General features: G+C 63.7%; 17 protein-coding genes and 1 other RNA gene. 6 read left to right on the top strand and 12 right to left on the bottom strand.

Features of this window, described 5'->3' with window-relative positions; genetic code table 11:
* Positions 1-51: 51 nt before the first annotated feature.
* From hflK to AC0L16_RS03250, 3 genes are all read right to left on the bottom strand, one after another.
* On the bottom strand, positions 52-1,191 hold the full coding sequence (gene hflK, locus AC0L16_RS03260) for an FtsH protease activity modulator HflK (protein ID WP_473618958.1): 1,140 nt from the start codon (positions 1,189-1,191) through the stop codon (positions 52-54).
* A gap of 142 nt (positions 1,192-1,333) precedes the next feature.
* Complete coding sequence (locus tag AC0L16_RS03255; protein WP_473618957.1) at positions 1,334-1,852, bottom strand: dihydrofolate reductase; 519 nt, start codon at positions 1,850-1,852, stop codon at positions 1,334-1,336.
* On the bottom strand, positions 1,852-2,865 hold the full coding sequence (locus AC0L16_RS03250) for a DUF4424 domain-containing protein (protein ID WP_473618956.1): 1,014 nt from the start codon (positions 2,863-2,865) through the stop codon (positions 1,852-1,854). Before AC0L16_RS03250 ends, AC0L16_RS03255 begins: the two co-directional genes overlap by 1 nt.
* 142 nt (positions 2,866-3,007) lie before the next feature.
* On the opposite strand from AC0L16_RS03250, the gene cobF reads away from it, so the two are divergent.
* The gene (gene cobF / locus AC0L16_RS03245; RefSeq protein WP_473618955.1) at positions 3,008-3,781 is read left to right on the top strand and encodes a precorrin-6A synthase (deacetylating); all 774 of its coding nucleotides are present in this window, start codon (positions 3,008-3,010) and stop codon (positions 3,779-3,781) included.
* A 28-nt stretch (positions 3,782-3,809) separates the two neighbouring features.
* On the opposite strand, the gene AC0L16_RS03240 is transcribed toward cobF, so the two are convergent.
* The 6 genes from AC0L16_RS03240 to AC0L16_RS03215 all read right to left on the bottom strand — a co-directional run bounded on the left by AC0L16_RS03240 (position 3,810) and on the right by AC0L16_RS03215 (position 8,320).
* Entirely contained in the window at positions 3,810-4,151 is a 342-nt protein-coding gene (locus tag AC0L16_RS03240) for a winged helix-turn-helix domain-containing protein (protein WP_023798788.1), read from the bottom strand.
* Between the two features lie 83 nt (positions 4,152-4,234).
* A complete protein-coding gene (gene modC / locus AC0L16_RS03235; RefSeq protein ID WP_473618954.1) occupies positions 4,235-5,347 on the bottom strand; it encodes a molybdenum ABC transporter ATP-binding protein in 1,113 nt (370 codons plus the stop codon).
* Positions 5,344-6,048: a molybdate ABC transporter permease subunit gene (gene modB / locus AC0L16_RS03230; RefSeq protein WP_473618953.1), complete on the bottom strand. Its 705-nt coding sequence runs from the start codon at positions 6,046-6,048 to the stop codon at positions 5,344-5,346. The genes modC and modB overlap by 4 nt, the downstream gene beginning before the upstream one ends.
* 13 nt (positions 6,049-6,061) lie before the next feature.
* Positions 6,062-6,856: a molybdate ABC transporter substrate-binding protein gene (modA, locus tag AC0L16_RS03225; RefSeq protein WP_473618952.1), complete on the bottom strand. Its 795-nt coding sequence runs from the start codon at positions 6,854-6,856 to the stop codon at positions 6,062-6,064.
* 200 nt (positions 6,857-7,056) lie between these two features.
* Complete coding sequence (locus AC0L16_RS03220) at positions 7,057-7,851, bottom strand: thymidylate synthase (RefSeq protein ID WP_473618951.1); 795 nt, start codon at positions 7,849-7,851, stop codon at positions 7,057-7,059.
* Between the two features lie 157 nt (positions 7,852-8,008).
* Positions 8,009-8,320 (bottom strand): DUF2853 family protein, encoded by a 312-nt coding sequence (locus tag AC0L16_RS03215; RefSeq protein WP_473618950.1) that lies wholly within the window; start codon positions 8,318-8,320, stop codon positions 8,009-8,011.
* 171 nt (positions 8,321-8,491) lie between these two features.
* On the opposite strand from AC0L16_RS03215, the gene ssrA reads away from it, so the two are divergent.
* Positions 8,492-8,848: a transfer-messenger RNA gene (ssrA, locus tag AC0L16_RS03210) on the top strand.
* A gap of 140 nt (positions 8,849-8,988) precedes the next feature.
* Here the strand turns inward: ssrA and AC0L16_RS03205 are convergent.
* A complete protein-coding gene (locus AC0L16_RS03205; protein WP_473618948.1) occupies positions 8,989-10,194 on the bottom strand; it encodes a multidrug effflux MFS transporter in 1,206 nt (401 codons plus the stop codon).
* 161 nt (positions 10,195-10,355) lie between these two features.
* Here AC0L16_RS03205 and AC0L16_RS03200 point away from each other — a divergent pair, with 161 nt between their 5' ends.
* The 4 genes from AC0L16_RS03200 (at position 10,356) to AC0L16_RS03185 (ending at position 12,211) form a co-directional block, all read left to right on the top strand.
* Positions 10,356-11,045: a TetR/AcrR family transcriptional regulator gene (locus tag AC0L16_RS03200; protein ID WP_473618947.1), complete on the top strand. Its 690-nt coding sequence runs from the start codon at positions 10,356-10,358 to the stop codon at positions 11,043-11,045.
* A 119-nt stretch (positions 11,046-11,164) separates the two neighbouring features.
* Complete coding sequence (locus AC0L16_RS03195) at positions 11,165-11,698, top strand: SspB family protein (RefSeq protein WP_473619142.1); 534 nt, start codon at positions 11,165-11,167, stop codon at positions 11,696-11,698.
* A 19-nt stretch (positions 11,699-11,717) separates the two neighbouring features.
* On the top strand, positions 11,718-11,963 hold the full coding sequence (locus AC0L16_RS03190; protein WP_473618946.1) for a DUF4169 family protein: 246 nt from the start codon (positions 11,718-11,720) through the stop codon (positions 11,961-11,963).
* 20 nt (positions 11,964-11,983) lie between these two features.
* Entirely contained in the window at positions 11,984-12,211 is a 228-nt protein-coding gene (locus AC0L16_RS03185; protein WP_023798778.1) for a ribbon-helix-helix domain-containing protein, read from the top strand.
* Positions 12,212-12,230: 19 nt separating this feature from the next.
* Here AC0L16_RS03185 and AC0L16_RS03180 read toward each other — a convergent pair whose 3' ends face one another.
* Positions 12,231-16,187 carry an AsmA family protein gene (locus AC0L16_RS03180; protein WP_473618945.1) on the bottom strand — a complete coding sequence of 1,319 codons (3,957 nt, stop codon included), beginning with the start codon at positions 16,185-16,187 and terminating at the stop codon, positions 12,231-12,233.
* A 94-nt stretch (positions 16,188-16,281) separates the two neighbouring features.
* A complete protein-coding gene (locus tag AC0L16_RS03175) occupies positions 16,282-17,694 on the bottom strand; it encodes an FAD-binding oxidoreductase (RefSeq protein WP_473618944.1) in 1,413 nt (470 codons plus the stop codon).
* Between the last annotated feature and the right edge of the window lie 8 nt (positions 17,695-17,702).

Here is a 17,702-nt window from a genome sequence, read left to right as displayed (position 1 = left end):
AACCCAACCCCCATAAAACCCCCCCCACCCGCCCCCCCCCGCCTATCCCCGCTATTCGGGCACCCCGGTGGCCAACCCCTGTTTCCCCCCCACCCCCGGCCCGGCCCCCGGCGCCGGCGCCTTCTGCTGCAATGCCGGCAGCGGCAGATAGGGGACGACCCCTGGTCCGCTGCCTTGCTCGATAATGACCTTGCTGGAATCCCTCAGAACCCTCTCCATCGTTTCCAGATAAAGCCGCTGGCGCGTCACATCCGGCGCCTTGGCGTATTCGTCATAGACCGAGATGAAGCGCTGCGCCTCGCCTTCGGCCTCCTGCACGACCCGGTTCTTGTAGCCGGCCGCCTCCTCGCGGATCTGTGCGGCCTCGCCGCGCGCCTGGCCGAGCTTCTGGTTGGAATACTGGTTGGCCTGCTCGACGAACTTGTCCTCGTCCTGTTCGGCGCGCTGCACCTCATCGAAGGCGTCGGCCACTTCGCGCGGCGGTGCGGCATCCTCGATCGAGATCGCGTTGACGTTCAGGCCGGCCTTGTAGCCGTCCAGCGTCGTCTGGATGATTTCGCGCACGGACGCTGCAATGCCCTCGCGATCGTCGCGGAAGATGTCCTGCGCCGGCCGCCGGCCGACCGCTTCGCGCATGGCGCTTTCGGCGACCTGGCGCAGCATGCCGTCGGGATCGGACACGTCGAACAGATAGGCCCTCGGATCGGAGACCTGATAGGCCACCGAGAACTGGACGTTGACGATGTTCTGGTCGCCCGAAAGCATCAGCCCTGAACCGTTGCCGGAGGCCGTGCCGCCGCCGATGTTGACGAGTTGTTCGGCAATGTTGGCCGTCTCGACCGTCTCGATGGGCCACCAATGGAAATGCAGGCCTGGCTGCGAGAACTCCGCCTTTGGCACGCCGAATCTGAGTTCGACCGCAACCTCGTCGGGCTGCACGGTATAGACCGCCTTGAACGCCCACAGCGCTATAAGCGCTGCCGCGATCAATCCGAACACGGCTGGGCTGGCGCCAGCGCCACCCGGCAAAGCACGCCGCAACCTGTCCTGGCCGCGCCGGATGATGTCTTCGAGATCGGGAGGTGAGCCCTGCGGACCGCTAGGCCCCTTTGGTCCCTGCCCCCAGGGTCCTGGATTGTTGCCGCCGCCCCATGGGCCGCCGCCTCCGCCGCTTTTGTCGTTCCAGGGCATGAATGTCCTTTCGCTCCCTCACGCGCCGGCCTGACGACGCAAAATCCAGTGTTGTCCTTCTATAGGGATGCGACGGCGCGCTTTCAACGCGATCGGTCGTCGTCACCGTCCGTTTTGGACCGTCGCGACCCTTTACCGTCTCTCAATGCACGTCGCGGCGTCGCTCGTAAACCGAATAGCGTGTCGCATGACTATCCTTTTCACCGGCCGGAACGTCCTGCGAGCGGCCGATGCGCCACAAATCCGGGTCGATCGGCGGGAAATGCGCGTCGCCGTCGACCGCGGCAAGGACATGGGTGACATGCAGGCGGTCGGCCAGCGGCAGCGCCTGGGCATAGATCTCGCCGCCGCCGATGACGCAGATTTCGTCGGCGCCGGCCATGCAGCGCCCGCGCGCCTTCGCCAGGCGGATCGCCTCGTCGAGCGAATGCGCGACTTCGACGCCTTCGGCGCGCCAAGCCTTGTCACGGGTCACCACGAAATTGAGCCTGCCAGGCAGAGGCCGCCCGATGCCTTCGTAGGTCTTGCGACCCATGATGATAGGTTTGCCCATCGTGTCGGCCTTGAACCGCTTGAGATCGCTGGAAAGCCGCCACGGCAAACCGCCATCGCGCCCGATCACCCCGTTTTCGGCGATGGCGACATAGATCGCGACGTCCATCAGCCGCCGCTCCCGCCATCGCCCGAAGGTGCCAGCAGCAATATGTCGATGTCGTGCTCAGGGTAGAAATTCTCTGCCGTCATCTCGAAACGCGTCGGCCCGACTTTCCTGACGTTTTCACCACAGAACGAGACCAGGTTCTTCGGATCGCCCTTGTCGACGGTCAGCTTGAACTTGCCGATCGAGCCCGTCGCCCAGTTGCCGCCAGTGGTCAGGACATAGGCGATGCGGTTTTCGAAATATCTCGGAGTGCCGTCGGGATTGCCCTTCGCCGCCTTGCGAATCGCATTTTCGAACGTGCCGTCCATGCAATAACGGGTCTTGTAGGCGGCGTATTGGCCCTGGAACTGGCCGTCATAGAAGAAGCTGACCGAGGAGGTGCCGCCGACGCTGGGCTTGTAGCGATGGGCGACGCGGACTGCCTTGTTGGCTGGAAAAGTCGTGCGCCACCAATAGGTCGAGCGCAATTGCCAGAACGGCACATAGACTGACTTCATGCCTGAACCGTCGTCGGCGGTGTCCTCGATGATGAGACCGCGGTCGACCCAGTCGTCGGCAACCGCTTGCGGCAGCTTCGCCAATGCCGCCCTGGCCGCATCGCCGAACGGGTAGAACGGCACGTTCTGCGACTTGAGATCGGCACTGACGTCGATGCCGAGCGCAAACGCCTTCTGCTCGAGCTGCGGCTTTGCCGTCACGCCGTCGATCGTCACCTCGAAGCCAAGGAAATTGTCGCTCTGGCCGGCGGGAATTGCCGGCATCTCGTTCGGATCGCCTTCGATGTCAGGCATCGGAAAGGCGACGATCGCGTCGACATCCTTGTCGGTGTTGTTGCGGAAGACATAGTCGACCGTCACCTTTTCCGGCGAGATGTAGAGGTCCTCGCTCTCCATGGCGACCGCGTCGCTGCGCGACAGGATCAGGCCGCCCGTCCCCAATTCGGCGATCGAATCATTGGCGAATACTGGCGTGGCCGAAAGCGCCAGCGCGGCCGTCAGAACATAACGGAACATGGAAGCTCCCTTGGCGACATGCCGCTAGAACTCTAGCCGTTTCAATGTGGAGTTTCAAAGCCCTTCCACGCTTGCGCACATGCCGTGCCCACCTGCCGGGCCAGTCTGGACAGCGACGTTCCGATCGGGCAGGAGATCGCACATGCGCAAGCTTCTCGTCATCGGCATCGGCGCCGGCAATCCCGACCACATGACCGTGCAGGCGGTCGACGGCTTGAACCGCGCTGACGTGCTGTTCATTCCCGACAAGGGCGCAAAAAAGAACGATCTTGCAGAACTGCGCCGCCGGATCTGCGACCGATTCGTCACCAATCCAGACTCGCGCCGCGTCGAATTCGATGTGCCGGTGCGGGCCGAGCCGGCGCCCTCCTATCGCTCGACCGTCGATGACTGGCACGAGGCGATCGCCGCGATCTATGAAAGCCTGATCCGCGACGAGCTTTCGCAAGATGGCTGCGGCGCCTTCCTGATCTGGGGCGATCCCTCGCTCTACGACAGTGCGCTACGCATCCTGGAGCGGGTGCGCATGCGAGGCAATGTCGCGTTCGAGCTCGAGGTGATCCCCGGAATCACTGCCGTCCAGGCGCTCGCCGCCAGCCATAAGATGGCGCTGAACCGCATCGGCGATGCGGTTCAGATCACCACCGGCCGCCGGCTCACCGAGGAAGGCTTGCCCGACAATGCCGGCAGCACCGTCGTCATGCTGGACGGCAAATGCGCCTTCAACACGCTGGACGACAACGACCTCCTCATCCACTGGGGCGCTTATCTCGGCACGCCCGACGAGATCATCATTTCCGGCCGCCTTGGCGACGTCGGCGACGAGATCGTCAGGATCCGCGACGAGGCGCGTGGGAAAAAAGGCTGGATCATGGACATCTATCTGCTGCGCAAGCCGGGCGAGCCCGAGGAGTAGGCTCGGCCGATAGCAGATTCCACCGACCTCAGCCGGCATCGATCTCCGCCTGTAATGCCTCCAGATGCGCCGCCGCCGCGGAAGCCGCAGCCCGTTCGATGGCGCGAAAGCGGCTGACCACCGCAAGCCCCGCCGGAGTCAACTGCGCGCCGCCGCCCTTTTTCCCGCCGGTCTGCGCCGCGACCAACGGCTTGCCGAACACCCGGTTCATGTCCTCGACCAGATCCCAGGCGTGTTTGTACGACATTTCCATGCCGCGCGCCGCCGCCGAGATCGAGCCGAAGGCGGCGATCTGCTCCAGAAGCTCGATCTTGCCCGGCCCGATGCGCCCTTCTGGATCGAGGTTTATCCGCAAGCTCAGCGACGGCATTTGCTCCTCCGCAGTCCCGCCATCCTAGATGCTCTCCGGCGATACCGCTATTCCAAAATGATATAGCGGCAATCATCCGCCGGTCATCCATCCGCCTCGACTGGCAGGCCGGCGCTCATATTCGCCGGGTCGAAGCTTACAGTCTTCACCACGGCGTAGACCTCTCGACCAAGCCGGAGTTTCAGCGTCTGTCGCGATTGCTCGGTGATCCGGGCAAGCACGGTTGCTCCGTGGCAGTCGATGCCGATCTCGACCGCAGGACCCTCGCCCGGCGCTATCGTCACGATCGTGCCCGGCAAGATGTTGAGCGCGCTGAGACCGGTCGGCTGTTCGGTGGCGATCATCACATCGCGGGCACGGATGCGAATGCGCACCGGCGCGCCGACCGGCACGGCCAGAAGCGGCACCCGGATCTCGCCCGCCACCGAGCCGAGCACGGTCATGCCAAAAACATCGTCGTGGCGCAGCACCGCGGCATCCAGCACCGCGCCGCCCTCGCCGCGCTCCTCCGCCGGCAACAGTTCGAGCCGCTGCATGATCGCGCCGGTCGGGCCGCAAGCAGCGACTTTGCCTTGCGCCAGCACGACAACGTCGCTTGCCAGCCGCGCGACCTCTGAAATCGAATGGCTGACATAGACGATCGGGATTTTCGTCTCGTCGCGCAGCCGCTCGATATAAGGCAGGATTTCTGCCTTGCGGGCCTCGTCGAGCGAAGCCAGCGGCTCGTCCATCAGCAACAATTTCGGGCTGGCGAGCAGCGCCCGGCCGATCGCCACGCGCTGTTTCTCGCCGCCGGAAAGCTTTGCCGGCCGCCGGTCGAGCAAAGGACCGATGCCGAGCAGGTCGACCACCGCATTGATATCCGCATAGCGTTCCGCCGTCGGCGTGAACCAGCGGCCGTAGCGCAGATTGCTGGCCACGCTCATATGCGGAAACAGCCGCGCATCCTGGAACACCATGCCGATGCGGCGCTTGTGCTTGGGCACGAACAGGCCAGCATCCGTTTCGACCAGCACGCGGCCGTCGGCCTCGATCCGCCCCTTGTCCGGCCGGATCAGGCCGGCAATCATGTTGATCAGCGTCGTCTTGCCGGAGCCCGAGGGTCCGAACAGCGCGGTCAGCCGGCCGGCGCTCTCGAAGCGGGCGTCGACATCGAAGTCGCCAAGCCGATGGCTGATATCGACGACGACCGTCATTCGATATCCATCCGCCTGCCGACGCGCCGCGCCAGCACCTCCGATGCGACAAGTGCTGCCATCGAGATGACGATCGAGATCAGCGTCAGCCTGAGCGCGCCGGCATCGCCGCCCGGCACCTGCGTGAACGTGTAGATCGCCGACGGCAGCGTCTGCGTCTGGTTGGGGATGTTGGAAACGAAAGTGATCGTTGCGCCGAATTCGCCCATCGCCTTGGCGAAAGACAGGATTGCGCCGGTGATCAGGCCGGGCAGGATCAGCGGCAGCGTGATCGTCGCGAACACCCACAGCGGATTGGCGCCAAGCGTCCCGGCCGCCGCCTCGATTCTGCGGTCGACCGCCTCGATCGACAGCCGGATCGCCCGCACCATCAAGGGAAAGCCCATGACAGCGCAGGCCAATGCGGCACCTGTCCAGCGAAAGGAGAAGACAATGCCGAAATGCTCGGCCAGGAACGCCCCGACCGGGCCGCGCCTGCCGAAGGAGAGCAGCAGCAGATAGCCGATAACCACCGGCGGCAGGATCAACGGCAGATGCACCAGCCCGTTGAGCAGCGTCTTGCCCCAGAATTGGCCACGCGCAAGCACAAGCGCGATCAATATGCCGGGCGGCAGGCTGGCGACCATCGCCACCGTCGCCACCTTGATCGACAGCCGGACCGCGTTCCATTCGTCGGGAGTGAGGTCCAGCAACCAATTCATCTTTTGGCGCGCCTCAGTTGCTCGGCATAAGGACCGTAAAACCTTGCGCCTTGAAGAGCTCGCCTGCCTTGGCGGATTGCAGGCATTTCAGGAATGCCGGCGCATCCTTGTCCTTCGAATCCGCGATCTGGGCAACCGGGTAGACGATAGGCGGGTGCGAACCCGGCGGGAACGTGCCGATCACTTTGACGCCGGGCTCGGCATGCGCGTCGGTGGCGTAGACGATGCCGAGCGCTGCCTCACCGGTCGAAACCAGCTTGAGCGCGGCGCGCACATTCTCGGCCTGTGCCAACTTGCCTTCGACCGAGGACCAGACGCCGAGCGATTCAAGTGCGGCCTTGCCATATTTGCCGGCCGGCACCGCCTTGAAATCGCCCATCGCAAGCCTGCCGTCGCCGATCAGCCCGGCAAGATCAAAACCCTTTTCGATTCTGGTTTCGACCGTCGAACCCTCCGGCGCCACCAGCACCATCTGGTTGCCGAGCAACTCCACTTCGGTATCCGGCTTGGTCAGTTTCTTGTCGGACAGATAGTTCATCCAGTCGCGGTCGGCCGAGATGAAGACATCGGCCGGCGCGCCGCCCTCGATCTGCTTGGCTAATGCGGAGCTTGCGGCATAGGAAATGGTCGCCGCCTCGCCGACATCGGCGGCGCAGGCGGTGTTCACGGCATCCAGTGCGCTCTTCATGCTTGCCGCGGCAAAGACGATCAGCCTGTCATCCGCATGGGCAACCGGCATGGCGGCGATCAAAATCGCAAGACCGCCAATGGCGGCCGCCTTCAATCCAAAACCGTTGGGCACCGGCATGAAACTCTCCTGGGGCTTGACATCCAATCGGCGCGACCCTGCCAGTCGATATATCCGCCTGAATATAACAAGGAAAGGTTTTTTGCCAGACTCAGCCCAATAGCCCGCCGACGGCATTGCATGACACCGCCACGGGTCGCGGGCGGACGACACAGCACCGGCGAGCAATTTGAGAAAGCAAAAAGCCCGATGTTTGCGGCTCACACCGCGATCGGCGCCTTGATCGTCGCATCGGCGAGGTAGTTTTCCAGCCGGAAATCTTCGAAGCGGAAGGCAAAAAGGTCCTTCACCTCCGGATTGATCCATAGCGTCGGCAGCGCCTTGGGCGTGCGCCGCAACTGTTCGCGCGCCTGCTCGAAATGGTTTGCATAAAGATGCGCATCGCCCAGCGTGTGGACGAAATCGCCGGGCTTCAGCCCCGTCACTTGCGCCACCATCAAGGTGAGCAGCGCATAGGAAGCGATGTTGAACGGCACGCCGAGGAAAATGTCGGCGGAACGCTGGTAGAGCTGGCAGGAGAGCCTGCCTTCCGAGACATAGAACTGGAACAGGCAATGACAGGGTGGCAGCGCCATGGCTTCCACTTCGGCCGGGTTCCACGCCGAAACGATCAGCCGTCGGGAATTAGGATTCTTGCGTATCTCCTTCAAGAGATTGGCAATCTGGTCGATGGCGCCGCCATGGCCGTCCGGCCAGGAGCGCCATTGCTTGCCGTAGACCGGGCCGAGGTCGCCATTCTCGTCGGCCCATTCGTCCCAGATCGAGACGCCGTAGTCGTTGAGATATTTGATATTGGTGTCGCCGGCCAGGAACCACAGAAGTTCATGCACGATCGACTTCAGGTGAAGCTTCTTGGTGGTGGTGACCGGAAAGCCGCGCGCGAGGTCGAAGCGCATCTGGTAGCCGAACACCGAGCGCGTTCCGGTGCCGGTGCGGTCACCGCGATCGGCGCCGTTTTCCAGCACGTGCTTCAACAGGTCGAGATATTGGCGCATCAGCTTCTGCTCGATTCGGGAGCTCGATTCGGGTTACCGGCGATCATAACCGACTGGCTGCCGGCCGAACATGTCAAAATGCGGAATGTCCCAACAAGCGACCACATCTGGGCCGGCGCGGAAATCGCGCCAGCATTCCGCCGCTGCAGGATGACTGTCAGAGGCTGGCGAGCTTGCCCAGCTCCTTGGCGACCAGATAATAAAAGGTCACCCGGCTCTTGGTGTTGTCGGCCTCCATCGCCTTGCAGGTCTTTTCGATGGCCGCGTCCGCCTTGCCGCCGTCGGCGATGCCGAGCTTTTTGGCAACCCAGCTGGCCTTGACGCGACCGAGTTCGTCGGGGTCCGTGCAGGAGACCAGCGAGGAATCCCGATTCCTGAGCGCAATGCCCAAATGCTTCACGATCTTGGCGACCGCGTCGGCATCCGCCGCGGCGTCGTACTTCTTCACGTCTGCGAGATAATCGGCCATCAAACTTTCCCCTCGTCGGCGCCACGGGATCCGGTCGATGAGGGTTGTGGCGTGCTGCCGCAAATTGTGCGCTAATCGATAACTCCTCACCACCGCAAAGCTTCGGTTGAGACCGTTGGCAAGTCAAGCCTTTGGCGTTGCTGTTTGACACAGCGGACAAAGCATCATTGAGGCCTTTCATTTTCCACGATCGGTCCCTATATCTGTTTCGTCGGCTCGACCGACTATGGCGATAAACAGGCGATGAAATAAGCCGTTCGGACCCGGGGGCGGTACCCGGCGCCTCCACCAAAAACCGCTCTGCGAAGAGCGGCTTTTGCTGGGGGCGAAATAGGATCGACGAAGGTGTAAAGATCGTACTTTTGCCCGGCATTGTACCACCGTTATCGGGCTAAACTTATAGTTGCCAACGACAACTATGCGGAAGCACGTCTCGCCGCGTAAGCGGTGCGACAGCTTCAATTCAAGCCCTAGTGGTTCGCACTTCTAGGCGGGGTTCGGAGGTACCTGGCAACAGAAACCTCCACTTCTCCGGCTTCGATTCCGATTCTCCCTCCGATCCCCATCTCCCCTCGATACTGTGACGGCAACAGGCTTGCTGGCCGCGCCCTGACGTGAAAAAGGCCGGGACTGACCCGGCCTTTTTCATTGCTCTCACTGGAAAGCCTCTATTCTGCCGGCGCTTCGACAACCTGCCGCCCGCGGCCGAGCGTCACCTTGGCCAGCGTGAAGGAGATCACCGCGCAAAGCATGATGCCGGCCACCATAGGCAGCGGCGTGCCGTCGAAGAACACCCCGGCGATGCCCATGGCGACCGCGCCGATGGCGAAGTGCAGGGTGCCCATCAGCGCCGAGGCCGTGCCGGCGATCGCGCCATGCTCCTCCATGGCCAGCACCGAAGTCGTCGGGATCACCAGGCCGAGGAACCCGTAACCGACGAACAGCAGCGCCGCCATGACGTCGAGCCGGTCGACGCCGGACGCCATCACCGCAAACAGCACCACCATCGTCGTCGCATAGCCGACCACCGCGACCCGCACCACCGGCCGTAGCCCGAACCTTTCGGACAGCATCCCCGTCAGTTGCGACATGCCGATGAAGGCGACCGCGTTGATCGAGAAGAACACGCTGTAGACCGACGGCGACAGCCCGTAGTGATTTATCAGGATGAAAGAGGAGCTCGACAGATAGACGAAAAAGCTCGCCAGCCCAAAACCGCCGATAGCCGCCAGGCCAAGGAAGTTGCGGTCGCCGATCAGGAAGCGATAGGCCGACAGCGCGGTGCCGAACGAACTGCCTGCTCGCGCCTCGACCGGCCGCGTCTCCTTGAGCGAGGTCGCCAGCAGGATGGTGGCGAGCACCGCCCCACCCGTCACCGTCCAGAACACCGCACGCCAGCCGAAATTTTCGATAATGACGCTGCCGGTCAGCGGCGCCAGGATCGGCGACACCGAAAACACCAGCATCAAGAGCGACATCAGCTTGGCAGCTTCGGTGCCGGTGTGCAGGTCACGCACGATGGCGCGCGGCACCGCCATGCCTGCGCTGGCGCCGAGCCCTTGCAGGAAACGGAAGGCGATCAGCCACTCGATCGAGGGCGCCAGCGCCGAGCCGATGCCGCCGACCATGAACAGGGCGAGGCCGCCATAGAGCGGCAGCTTGCGTCCGACCATGTCGGAGATCGGTCCGACGACGATCTGGCCAAACCCCATGGACAGAAAGAAGATCAGCAAGCTCATCTGCACGGCAGCGGTGCTGGCCTGCAGATCTGCGCCGATCGAAGGCAACGCCGGAAGATACATGTCGATGGCGAACGGGCCGATGGCAGTCAACAGACCGAGCACGAGCGCGATGCGGAGGAATTGGGGACTCATGATAGCGGGCTTCTCTCAAATCTGGTTTGCCGCCGATCGGCGGGTAATCCTATGACGTTCCATCCCATGAAATTCCGATTTCCTGCGCCGGAAATCGTTTAAGATAGTCCACAAATTTAGACACTCTTGTCCAATTCGTCAATCACCTCTATATAGTTTTCATGAAGCACGACCTTTCTCCTGACAGCATCCCGCCACGCGGCCATGAGGCAAAGCGCGCCTCGATCATGGACGCTGCCGGCGAGGTGTTCTGCCGCGAAAGCTTCGCCGGCGCCAATATCGACATGATTGCCGCCGAGGCCGGCGTGTCGCGCCAGACGATCTACAACCACCATGGTGACAAGGAGAAACTCTTCGTCGCCATCGTCCGCGACCTTACCGAGCGCTGCAATGCCGGTATCTTCGCCACGATTTCAACCTTTCCCGACCAGCCGAAGGATCTCGAGGCCGATCTGATCGCCTTCGCTGTGCGCATGACCCGCAACTGTATCTGCAACCGCGACGGAAAATTCCTGCGCAAGCTGATCCAGACCGAGGGCGAGCGCTATCCCGAACTGTTTGCCGAATGGCGCGAACAGGGACCGGGCAGGACATGGCCGGCGATCGCCGCCCGTTTCGCCCGCCTCGCCCATGCCGGTTTCCTCGACATCGAGGACCCCGATGTCGCGGCGCGCCAGTTCCAGGCGCTCGCCAATGCCGAATTGCAGACGACCTTCATGCTCGGCGGCACGCCGACCGATGATGAAGTGCTGCAATCCGCGACACATGGCGTGCGCACCTTCCTGCGCGCCTTCGCCAAGCGGCAGCCGGCGGCCGATGCGCAAAAGCGCAGAGCGCTCGCTGGCGCCTGAGCGATCAAATCTGAGGCATGCCCTCTCGCATCTGTGCTGCCGGCATCTATATCCGGTTTACGCCGCGCTCAAGCTTGATTACAGCTATGCGGGACGATTCAACGGAACCCGACAGCGACATGGCCGACGACCACATTCGCTACGACATTCTGGCCCAGGAGGCATTGCGCGGCGTCATGCGCAAGGTCCTGGCCGAAGTGGCGCGCACCGGCCTCCCCGGCAACCATCATTTCTTCATCACTTTCCTGACCGGCGCCCCCGGCGTGCGCGTGTCTTCCCGCTTGCGCGAGCGCTATCCCGAACAGATGACCATCGTCATCCAGTTCCAGTATTGGGACCTGAAGGTGACCGACACCGGCTTCGAGGTCGGGCTGTCTTTCTCCGACGTGCCGGAAAAGCTGGAGATCCCGTTCTCGGCCGTGCGCGGTTTTTATGACCCGTCCGTCAATTTCGAGCTCGAATTCGACGTGAAGACGGAAACCTCGGCAGAAGCGGAATTGGCCGGCAAGCCTGCTTCCGAACCGCTGGCCGTCGTCGCCGAGAAAAAGCCTGAGAAGAAGAAGACCGCTGAGGCCGAAAAGAAGCCTGCCACAGCCGACGCCGCCGCCAAGGGCGCCGAAGTGGTGTCGCTCGACGCCTTCCGCAAGAAGTAGTCCGACGGGGCCGCGCGACATGGCCGACATCGTCAACCTCCGCCAGGCCCGCAAGCAAAAGGCACGAGCCGAGCACGAGCGCCTAGCCGAACAGAACCGGGCGCTGCACGGCCGCTCCAAGGCCGACCGGGAGCGTGACCGTTCGATCGCCGACAAGGCAGAAAAATTTGTCGCCGGCCATCGCCACGAGGCCTCGGGCGATGCGGATTCCCTGGAGGTCAGACCGAAAAATGCGACGGGGTTTTCGGACAAGTCCGATGCTTGAAGTGAAATGAGTCAGGTCCGGTGAGCCCGGTCGAGAAACGCTCGGTGACCATTCGCGGCCATCGCACCAGCTATTCGCTCGAAAAGCCGTTTTTCGACGATCTCGTCGCCATCGCCGCCGCACGCAAACTGACTCTCGCCGCCCTCGTCGCCGAAATTGACGAGGCCCGGCCGCGCGATGCCAACCTGTCCTCGGCGCTCAGGCTCTACGTCCTGGATTGGGCGAAGCGAGGGATGAAACCGGTCTAGCCCGATAGCTAGGTAGGGGCTATCCGCCGCCCAGCGACTTAAGCAGATTGTCGATCGCCGAAGGTTCAAGCGTGGGGTTTGGCGTGGATTCTGATGGCCCCGGGTTGTCATTGGCCGGCGGCTGACGCATGCGCCCGAATTTCTGCGCCTGCTCAGCGGCGGCCCTGCGCTCGGCGTCGAACTTTGCCTTTCGTTCCGCAGCGATCCGCGCCGCCTCTTCCGCCCGCTTTGCCTCTTCCGCTTTCCGGCGTCGCTGTTCTTCGGCCTTCGCTGCCTCGTCGGCTGCTTGTTGCGCCGCCTTGGCTCTCGCTTCCGCATCCGCCTTGGCTTTGACCTCCGCTTCAGCCTTCGCCCGCGCATCCGCCCTGGCTCTGGCCTCGGCTTCAGCTTGAGCCTTTGCCTCGGCTTTCGCCCTGGCATCTGTCTCAGCTTTCAGCCGCGCCGCCTCCTGCTGCTTGCGCAATTCTTCGGCTGCCCTGTCGCGCTCGGCTTGCAGGGCCGCATAGTAACGCACCTCGCGCCGCAACCGCTGTTTTTCAAGCAGCGCCGCCTGCATCGCCTCGACCCGCTGCTGCTCCTTTTCCAGCGCGCGCTGGGTCAGGAATTGCGCCAGCGGCTCACTGTCGAATCGCCGCTTGGCGGCGCCGAACGGCCCGTCGACGCTGAAATTCACGGTCGGGCCGGAGCCGACCAGCGCTTCGTCGCCGGGCCGATAAGTGATCGAACCGCTGGCAGCGACCATGCTGGCCTTCAGGTCCGCCGTGATGTCGGCGGACAGCGTCGCCGCCGGATTTTCAAGATTGACCGGCGGTGCCCTCAGCGTTCCACCGGCGATTGTGAAGGCGATGTCGGCATCCCCAGCCGGAAAACTGCCGTCCGCGGCGATATGCGGCGCGAAGCCGGCGGTCTCGGCCGCGTCGATATCGCGCCCAATGGCGTCGGCCTTGGCGATGAAGGCGCCAAAGGCGTCGGGATTGACGCCGGCAATGGTCAAGCCTTTCAGCGCCGCCGTGCCGGAACCGGACAACGCCGCAACCATCGCATCGACCGATTTGCCGCTGGTCGAAAGCGCCGCCGAGAAATCGCCGGTTCCGCTGAGGCCAGTCTCTGGCAGCACGGCGGCCAGATCGGCGCCGGCAAGTTTCAGCTGGCCGGAGAAAAGTCCGGTGCCGTCATTGTTCTTCAACTCGAACAGCCCGGAAAGCGCGCCGCCGGCGAACTTTGCCCTAAGGTCCGAAACGCGGATGCCTTCGTGGTCGAGCTTCAGCGAAAGCGCCGCGTCATAGGCCGCGGCCAACGGGCCGGCGACCAGCGACGCCGTGGTCAGGTCGAGTTCGGCCGTGAACGGCGGGCTGGCCTTCTGGTTGAACGGGGCGGTCGGCCAAGCCCTGCCGGCGCCCAGGAAGGCCTGGTCGCCAAACAGCGCCACCGCCATCGGGTCGAGATCCAGCTCGTCGAGCGCCAGCGCGCCGGCAAGATGCGGCAGTCCGTCGGTGACTTCGACATTGAGGTCACCGGAAACCGCAGCCTCGTTGATGGCGCCGCTGAGGCCGGACAGCACCAGAAGGCCGTTGCCGAAATCGGCGTCGGCCGCAAGCCACGTCGACATGCCTGTCCCCAGGCCCGGCAGGCCGATGCCTGTCGTCATCAACCACGGCTCGATGTCGGCGGCTTCCAGGCTGAGCTTGCCCTTGGCTGTGGCGCCTTGTGGCGTGCTGGCGATCGTCCCATCGAAACCGGCCTTGAAGTCGTCGCCGGTCAGGTTGAAGCTCGCCGTCATGCCGCCGCCAAGCGTGCCTTTCGCCGAAACATCGGTGGTCGCCTCGCCAACCATGCCGAGCGGCAGCGCCGGCAGGCCGTAAAGCGCCAGAAGCGCGGTGGCGTCGGTATTCCTGGCGTTGAAGGTCACGGACATCGGGGCCTCGAGAAGCCGATCGGCCAGTCCTTTGCCGGACAGCGATGCTGAAAACGCCGAGCCGCCTGCCCTGCCTTGCGCGCTGACCGCCAGTCCCGTCGTGCCGTCGCCATTGGCGGCGGCACTCGTCACCAGATCGATGCGCGCATTCTGCAACAGCTCGGGATAGGCGGCCACACGCCCCGCCAGCCCTCTCAGCACGGCATTGTCGGGATAGTGCTTCGCCGCGACATCGACCAACGGCTTGAGATCGACGGCGACCACCGAGGCATCGAGCTTGCCAGTCGGGCTCGCTGGGAAATCCTTGATCCGGCCGGTGGCGCTGATCGAGGCGCCGGCAAGCCCGCCGACCGAGAGCCGGTCGATTTCGAGCAGACCGTCGCGCAGCCTGAGCGCCGTATCGATCGTATCGGCGGTCAGTCCGCCGGCACTGACCGGCCCGGCCTTGATCTGGAAATCGAGGTCGCGGTCGGAAAAACGGTTGGCGCCCTTGTCGCTGATGAAGATCGCGGCGAAGGCGGCGAGCCCGTCGACGTCGAGTTCGCCGCCATCGAGCCGCATCAGCACCGACGGCCTTGCGTCTTCGCCCTGGCTGGAATCGATGCGGCCGGAAAATTTCGCCTTGCCGAGAACGAGCTCGAGGTCGCTGAAGGCCTGGCGGTTCCCGGTCAGGTCGACCTTGGCCTTGAAGCCGGCGGCCGGAAGCCGGCGGATCGCCTCGTCGACATCCTTCGACAGCCAGGCGGCGAAGCCGGACGGCTGCCCCACGGCCAGAAGCAGCGAACCGCTGAAGCCGAACTGATCCTCGAGATTGAGCATACCGTTTGCTTCCAGCCTGGCGCGGCCCGGGAGCGTCGCGCCCAGCGACTTCACCGACCAGCCGGCATCGGCCGGCTCGGCCGAAAGGCGCACGTCACGAACCGTCGTGTCGCCGGCCACCACCGCCGGCAGCTTCACCTCGACGGTGCCCGGTATGGTCGGCTTGGGCAGGGCGAGCAGCGCCTGCTCCAACGCCGCGACGCGCTCTGATAGCGTCAGTCCGGTCGCGGCGCCGACGGCTTCATCGAACTGCACCTGAGCGCCATCGGCCTCGATTGAAAAGCGAGGGTTCGGCCCAAGGTCGACGGCAGCCTTGCCGTCGGCGGTATAGGGATTGTCGAGTGGCCCGGTCTCGAAGCGGAATTCGTCGACACCAAGCTTCCGGTGGTCGAGCGAGAACTTGCCGTTCAGCCTGAACCCCGGCTCCGGCTTGACCGCGCTGGCGTTCATCATCTCACCGTCGGTGCCGTCAAGCTGTGCCAAACGCTTGTCGGCGCCATTCTTGTCAGAACTTGTGACCTTGAACTGGCCCGAATAGATCGCGGCGCCGTCGACAATGCCGGCATTGCCATCCGCTTCGATGACCAACGGATAGGCGTCTGGATCGGCCTTGAGCCTGAGCCGCAACTGTCCGTCGCCACCAGCCTTGCCGGTGGAGACGACGACGGTGCTGCGCAAGCCGTCGAGCCGCAGCGAACCATCCATCCGCCAGGGTCCGGCCAGCGATCTGGCAGAGATTGTCGAATTGATCTCGGAAAGAAGATGGCTGCGGCCGCCGGCGGCATGGCGCAGCGCGACCTCTCCGTCGGTCACCGTCAGCTTCTCGATCGAGATATGGCTGGGATCGAAGGGCGAGGACGGGCGTATCGCCCAGTCGACCGTGCCATCGGCGGCAATATCGATCGTCGCCTTCGGCCGCACCAGCCGCATGTCGAAGATCAGCACCGCGCCGCTCAGGAAGGGCGCCAGTTCGGCATCCATCGAAAAGGTCTCGACGGTCATTGCCGGCTGACCGCCGGGGCCGCCGGCGACAGTGACATTCGAAAAGGTCACCGAGGGAAACGGCAGCAGTTTCGCCGTTGCATCGCCCTGAACGGTGACCTTGCGGCCCAGAATGGCGCTCGCCTCGCGCTCGAAATCGGCCCGGTAGCCCGTCCAGTCGATAAAATACGGCACTACCAGCGCCGCACACAGCACCAGCACGAAAAAGCCACCGAAGAACACGAACAAGCGTGCGAGCATCAACCCCCAAGCAGTTGATTGAAAATCAGCCGCACTCTACCCGCATCAGCGTGTCGATAAAGAGGCAAATCGATCGCCCCAGGAGCAAAAGGCTCTAGTCGGCCGGCAGTATCTTCCCAGGGTTCATGATGTTCTGCGGATCGAGCGCCTGCTTGATCGTGCGCATGATGTCGACGCTGTGGCCGAGTTCATGGCGCAGGAAGCCGATCTTGCCTTGTCCGATGCCGTGCTCGCCGGTGCAGGTTCCATCCATGCCGATCGCCCGCATGTTCAGCCGCGCGACAAACTCTTCCGTCTGCTCGATTTCCCTCGGGTCGTCCGCGTCCATCAGCACCAGCACATGGAAATTGCCGTCACCGGCATGGCCGACGATCGGCGCGATCAGCCCCATCTCGGCGATGTCGGCTTCGGTTTGCGTGACGCAGTCGGCAAAGCGCGAGATCGGCACGCAGACGTCGGTCGACAGCCCCTTGGCGCCCGGCCGCAGTGTCAGCGACGACCAATAGGCGTCGTGCCTGGCCTTCCACAGTTTCGTCCGTTCCTCGGCGACACTGGTCCACAGGAACGGTCCGCCGCCATATTCTTCGGCGATCGTGCCAAAAGTTTCGGCCTGCTCGGCAACGCCGGCATCACTGCCATGGAATTCGACGAACAGGCACGGGCTTTCGGGGTAATCGAGTTTCGAATAGCTCTTCATCGCCCGCATCTGCAGCGCGTTGACCAGTTCGATGCGCGCCACCGGAATACCCATCTGGATTGTCGCGATCACCGCGTTGCAGGCCGCCTCGACGCTGGAAAACGGACAGACGCCGCCGGAAATCGCCTGCGGAATGCCCTGCAGCTTAAGCGTCAACTGGGTGATGATGCCGAGCGTGCCTTCGGAGCCGATCAGCAGCCGCGTCAGATCGTAGCCGGCCGAGCTCTTTTTTGCGCGCTTGCCGGTCGTCACGGTCTCGCCGTCGGCCATTACCGCCGTCAGCGACAACACATTCTCGCGCATCGTGCCGTAGCGCACCGCATTGGTGCCCGACGCCCGCGTCGCCGCCATGCCGCCGAGCGACGCATTGGCGCCCGGATCGATCGGAAAGAACAGGCCGGTGTCGCGCAGATGCCGGTTGAGATCTTCGCGCGTCACACCGGGCTCGACCGTGCAGTCGAGATCCTGCGGGTTGACGGCGAGGATGCGGTTCATCCGCGACGTATCGACAGAAATGCCGCCGCCCGGCGCGTTGGTATGGCCCTCCAGCGAGGAGCCGACGCCGAAGGCGATCACCGGCACGCGGTGCGCGGCGCAGGTCGACACGATCTCCTGCACCTCCGCCGTCGTCTCCGGAAACGCCACGCCATCTGGCGCCTGGGTCGGAATGTAGGTGGTGGTATGCGCGTGCTGGGCGCGGATCGCCTGCCCGGTCTGGAACCGTTCGCCGAGCCGCTGCTTGAGGATGCCGAGCACCGTGGCGATGCCTTCTTCGTTGCGCTCGACCGGATTGAGGTCGCTCAGAGCCATCGTTTCCT

Source organism: Mesorhizobium sp. WSM4848, from assembly GCF_055811375.1.
The sequence above is the reverse complement of the archived record's forward strand: the minus strand, read 5'-3'. Positions and strand labels throughout refer to the sequence as shown.

Coding starts and splice junctions, on each gene's coding strand:
- modB (WP_473618953.1), bottom strand. CDS start 6,048: ATGAATTGGTTGCTGGACCTCACTCCCGACGAATGGAACGCGGTCCGG.
- AC0L16_RS03200 (WP_473618947.1), top strand. CDS start 10,356: ATGAAGCACGACCTTTCTCCTGACAGCATCCCGCCACGCGGCCATGAG.
- hflK (WP_473618958.1), bottom strand. CDS start 1,191: ATGCCCTGGAACGACAAAAGCGGCGGAGGCGGCGGCCCATGGGGCGGC.
- modA (WP_473618952.1), bottom strand. CDS start 6,856: ATGCCGGTGCCCAACGGTTTTGGATTGAAGGCGGCCGCCATTGGCGGT.
- AC0L16_RS03255 (WP_473618957.1), bottom strand. CDS start 1,852: ATGGACGTCGCGATCTATGTCGCCATCGCCGAAAACGGGGTGATCGGG.
- AC0L16_RS03175 (WP_473618944.1), bottom strand. CDS start 17,694: ATGGCTCTGAGCGACCTCAATCCGGTCGAGCGCAACGAAGAAGGCATC.
- cobF (WP_473618955.1), top strand. CDS start 3,008: ATGCGCAAGCTTCTCGTCATCGGCATCGGCGCCGGCAATCCCGACCAC.
- AC0L16_RS03205 (WP_473618948.1), bottom strand. CDS start 10,194: ATGAGTCCCCAATTCCTCCGCATCGCGCTCGTGCTCGGTCTGTTGACT.
- AC0L16_RS03215 (WP_473618950.1), bottom strand. CDS start 8,320: ATGGCCGATTATCTCGCAGACGTGAAGAAGTACGACGCCGCGGCGGAT.
- AC0L16_RS03250 (WP_473618956.1), bottom strand. CDS start 2,865: ATGTTCCGTTATGTTCTGACGGCCGCGCTGGCGCTTTCGGCCACGCCA.
- AC0L16_RS03195 (WP_473619142.1), top strand. CDS start 11,165: ATGGCCGACGACCACATTCGCTACGACATTCTGGCCCAGGAGGCATTG.
- AC0L16_RS03240 (WP_023798788.1), bottom strand. CDS start 4,151: ATGCCGTCGCTGAGCTTGCGGATAAACCTCGATCCAGAAGGGCGCATC.
- AC0L16_RS03180 (WP_473618945.1), bottom strand. CDS start 16,187: ATGCTCGCACGCTTGTTCGTGTTCTTCGGTGGCTTTTTCGTGCTGGTG.
- AC0L16_RS03190 (WP_473618946.1), top strand. CDS start 11,718: ATGGCCGACATCGTCAACCTCCGCCAGGCCCGCAAGCAAAAGGCACGA.
- AC0L16_RS03220 (WP_473618951.1), bottom strand. CDS start 7,851: ATGCGCCAATATCTCGACCTGTTGAAGCACGTGCTGGAAAACGGCGCC.
- modC (WP_473618954.1), bottom strand. CDS start 5,347: ATGACGGTCGTCGTCGATATCAGCCATCGGCTTGGCGACTTCGATGTC.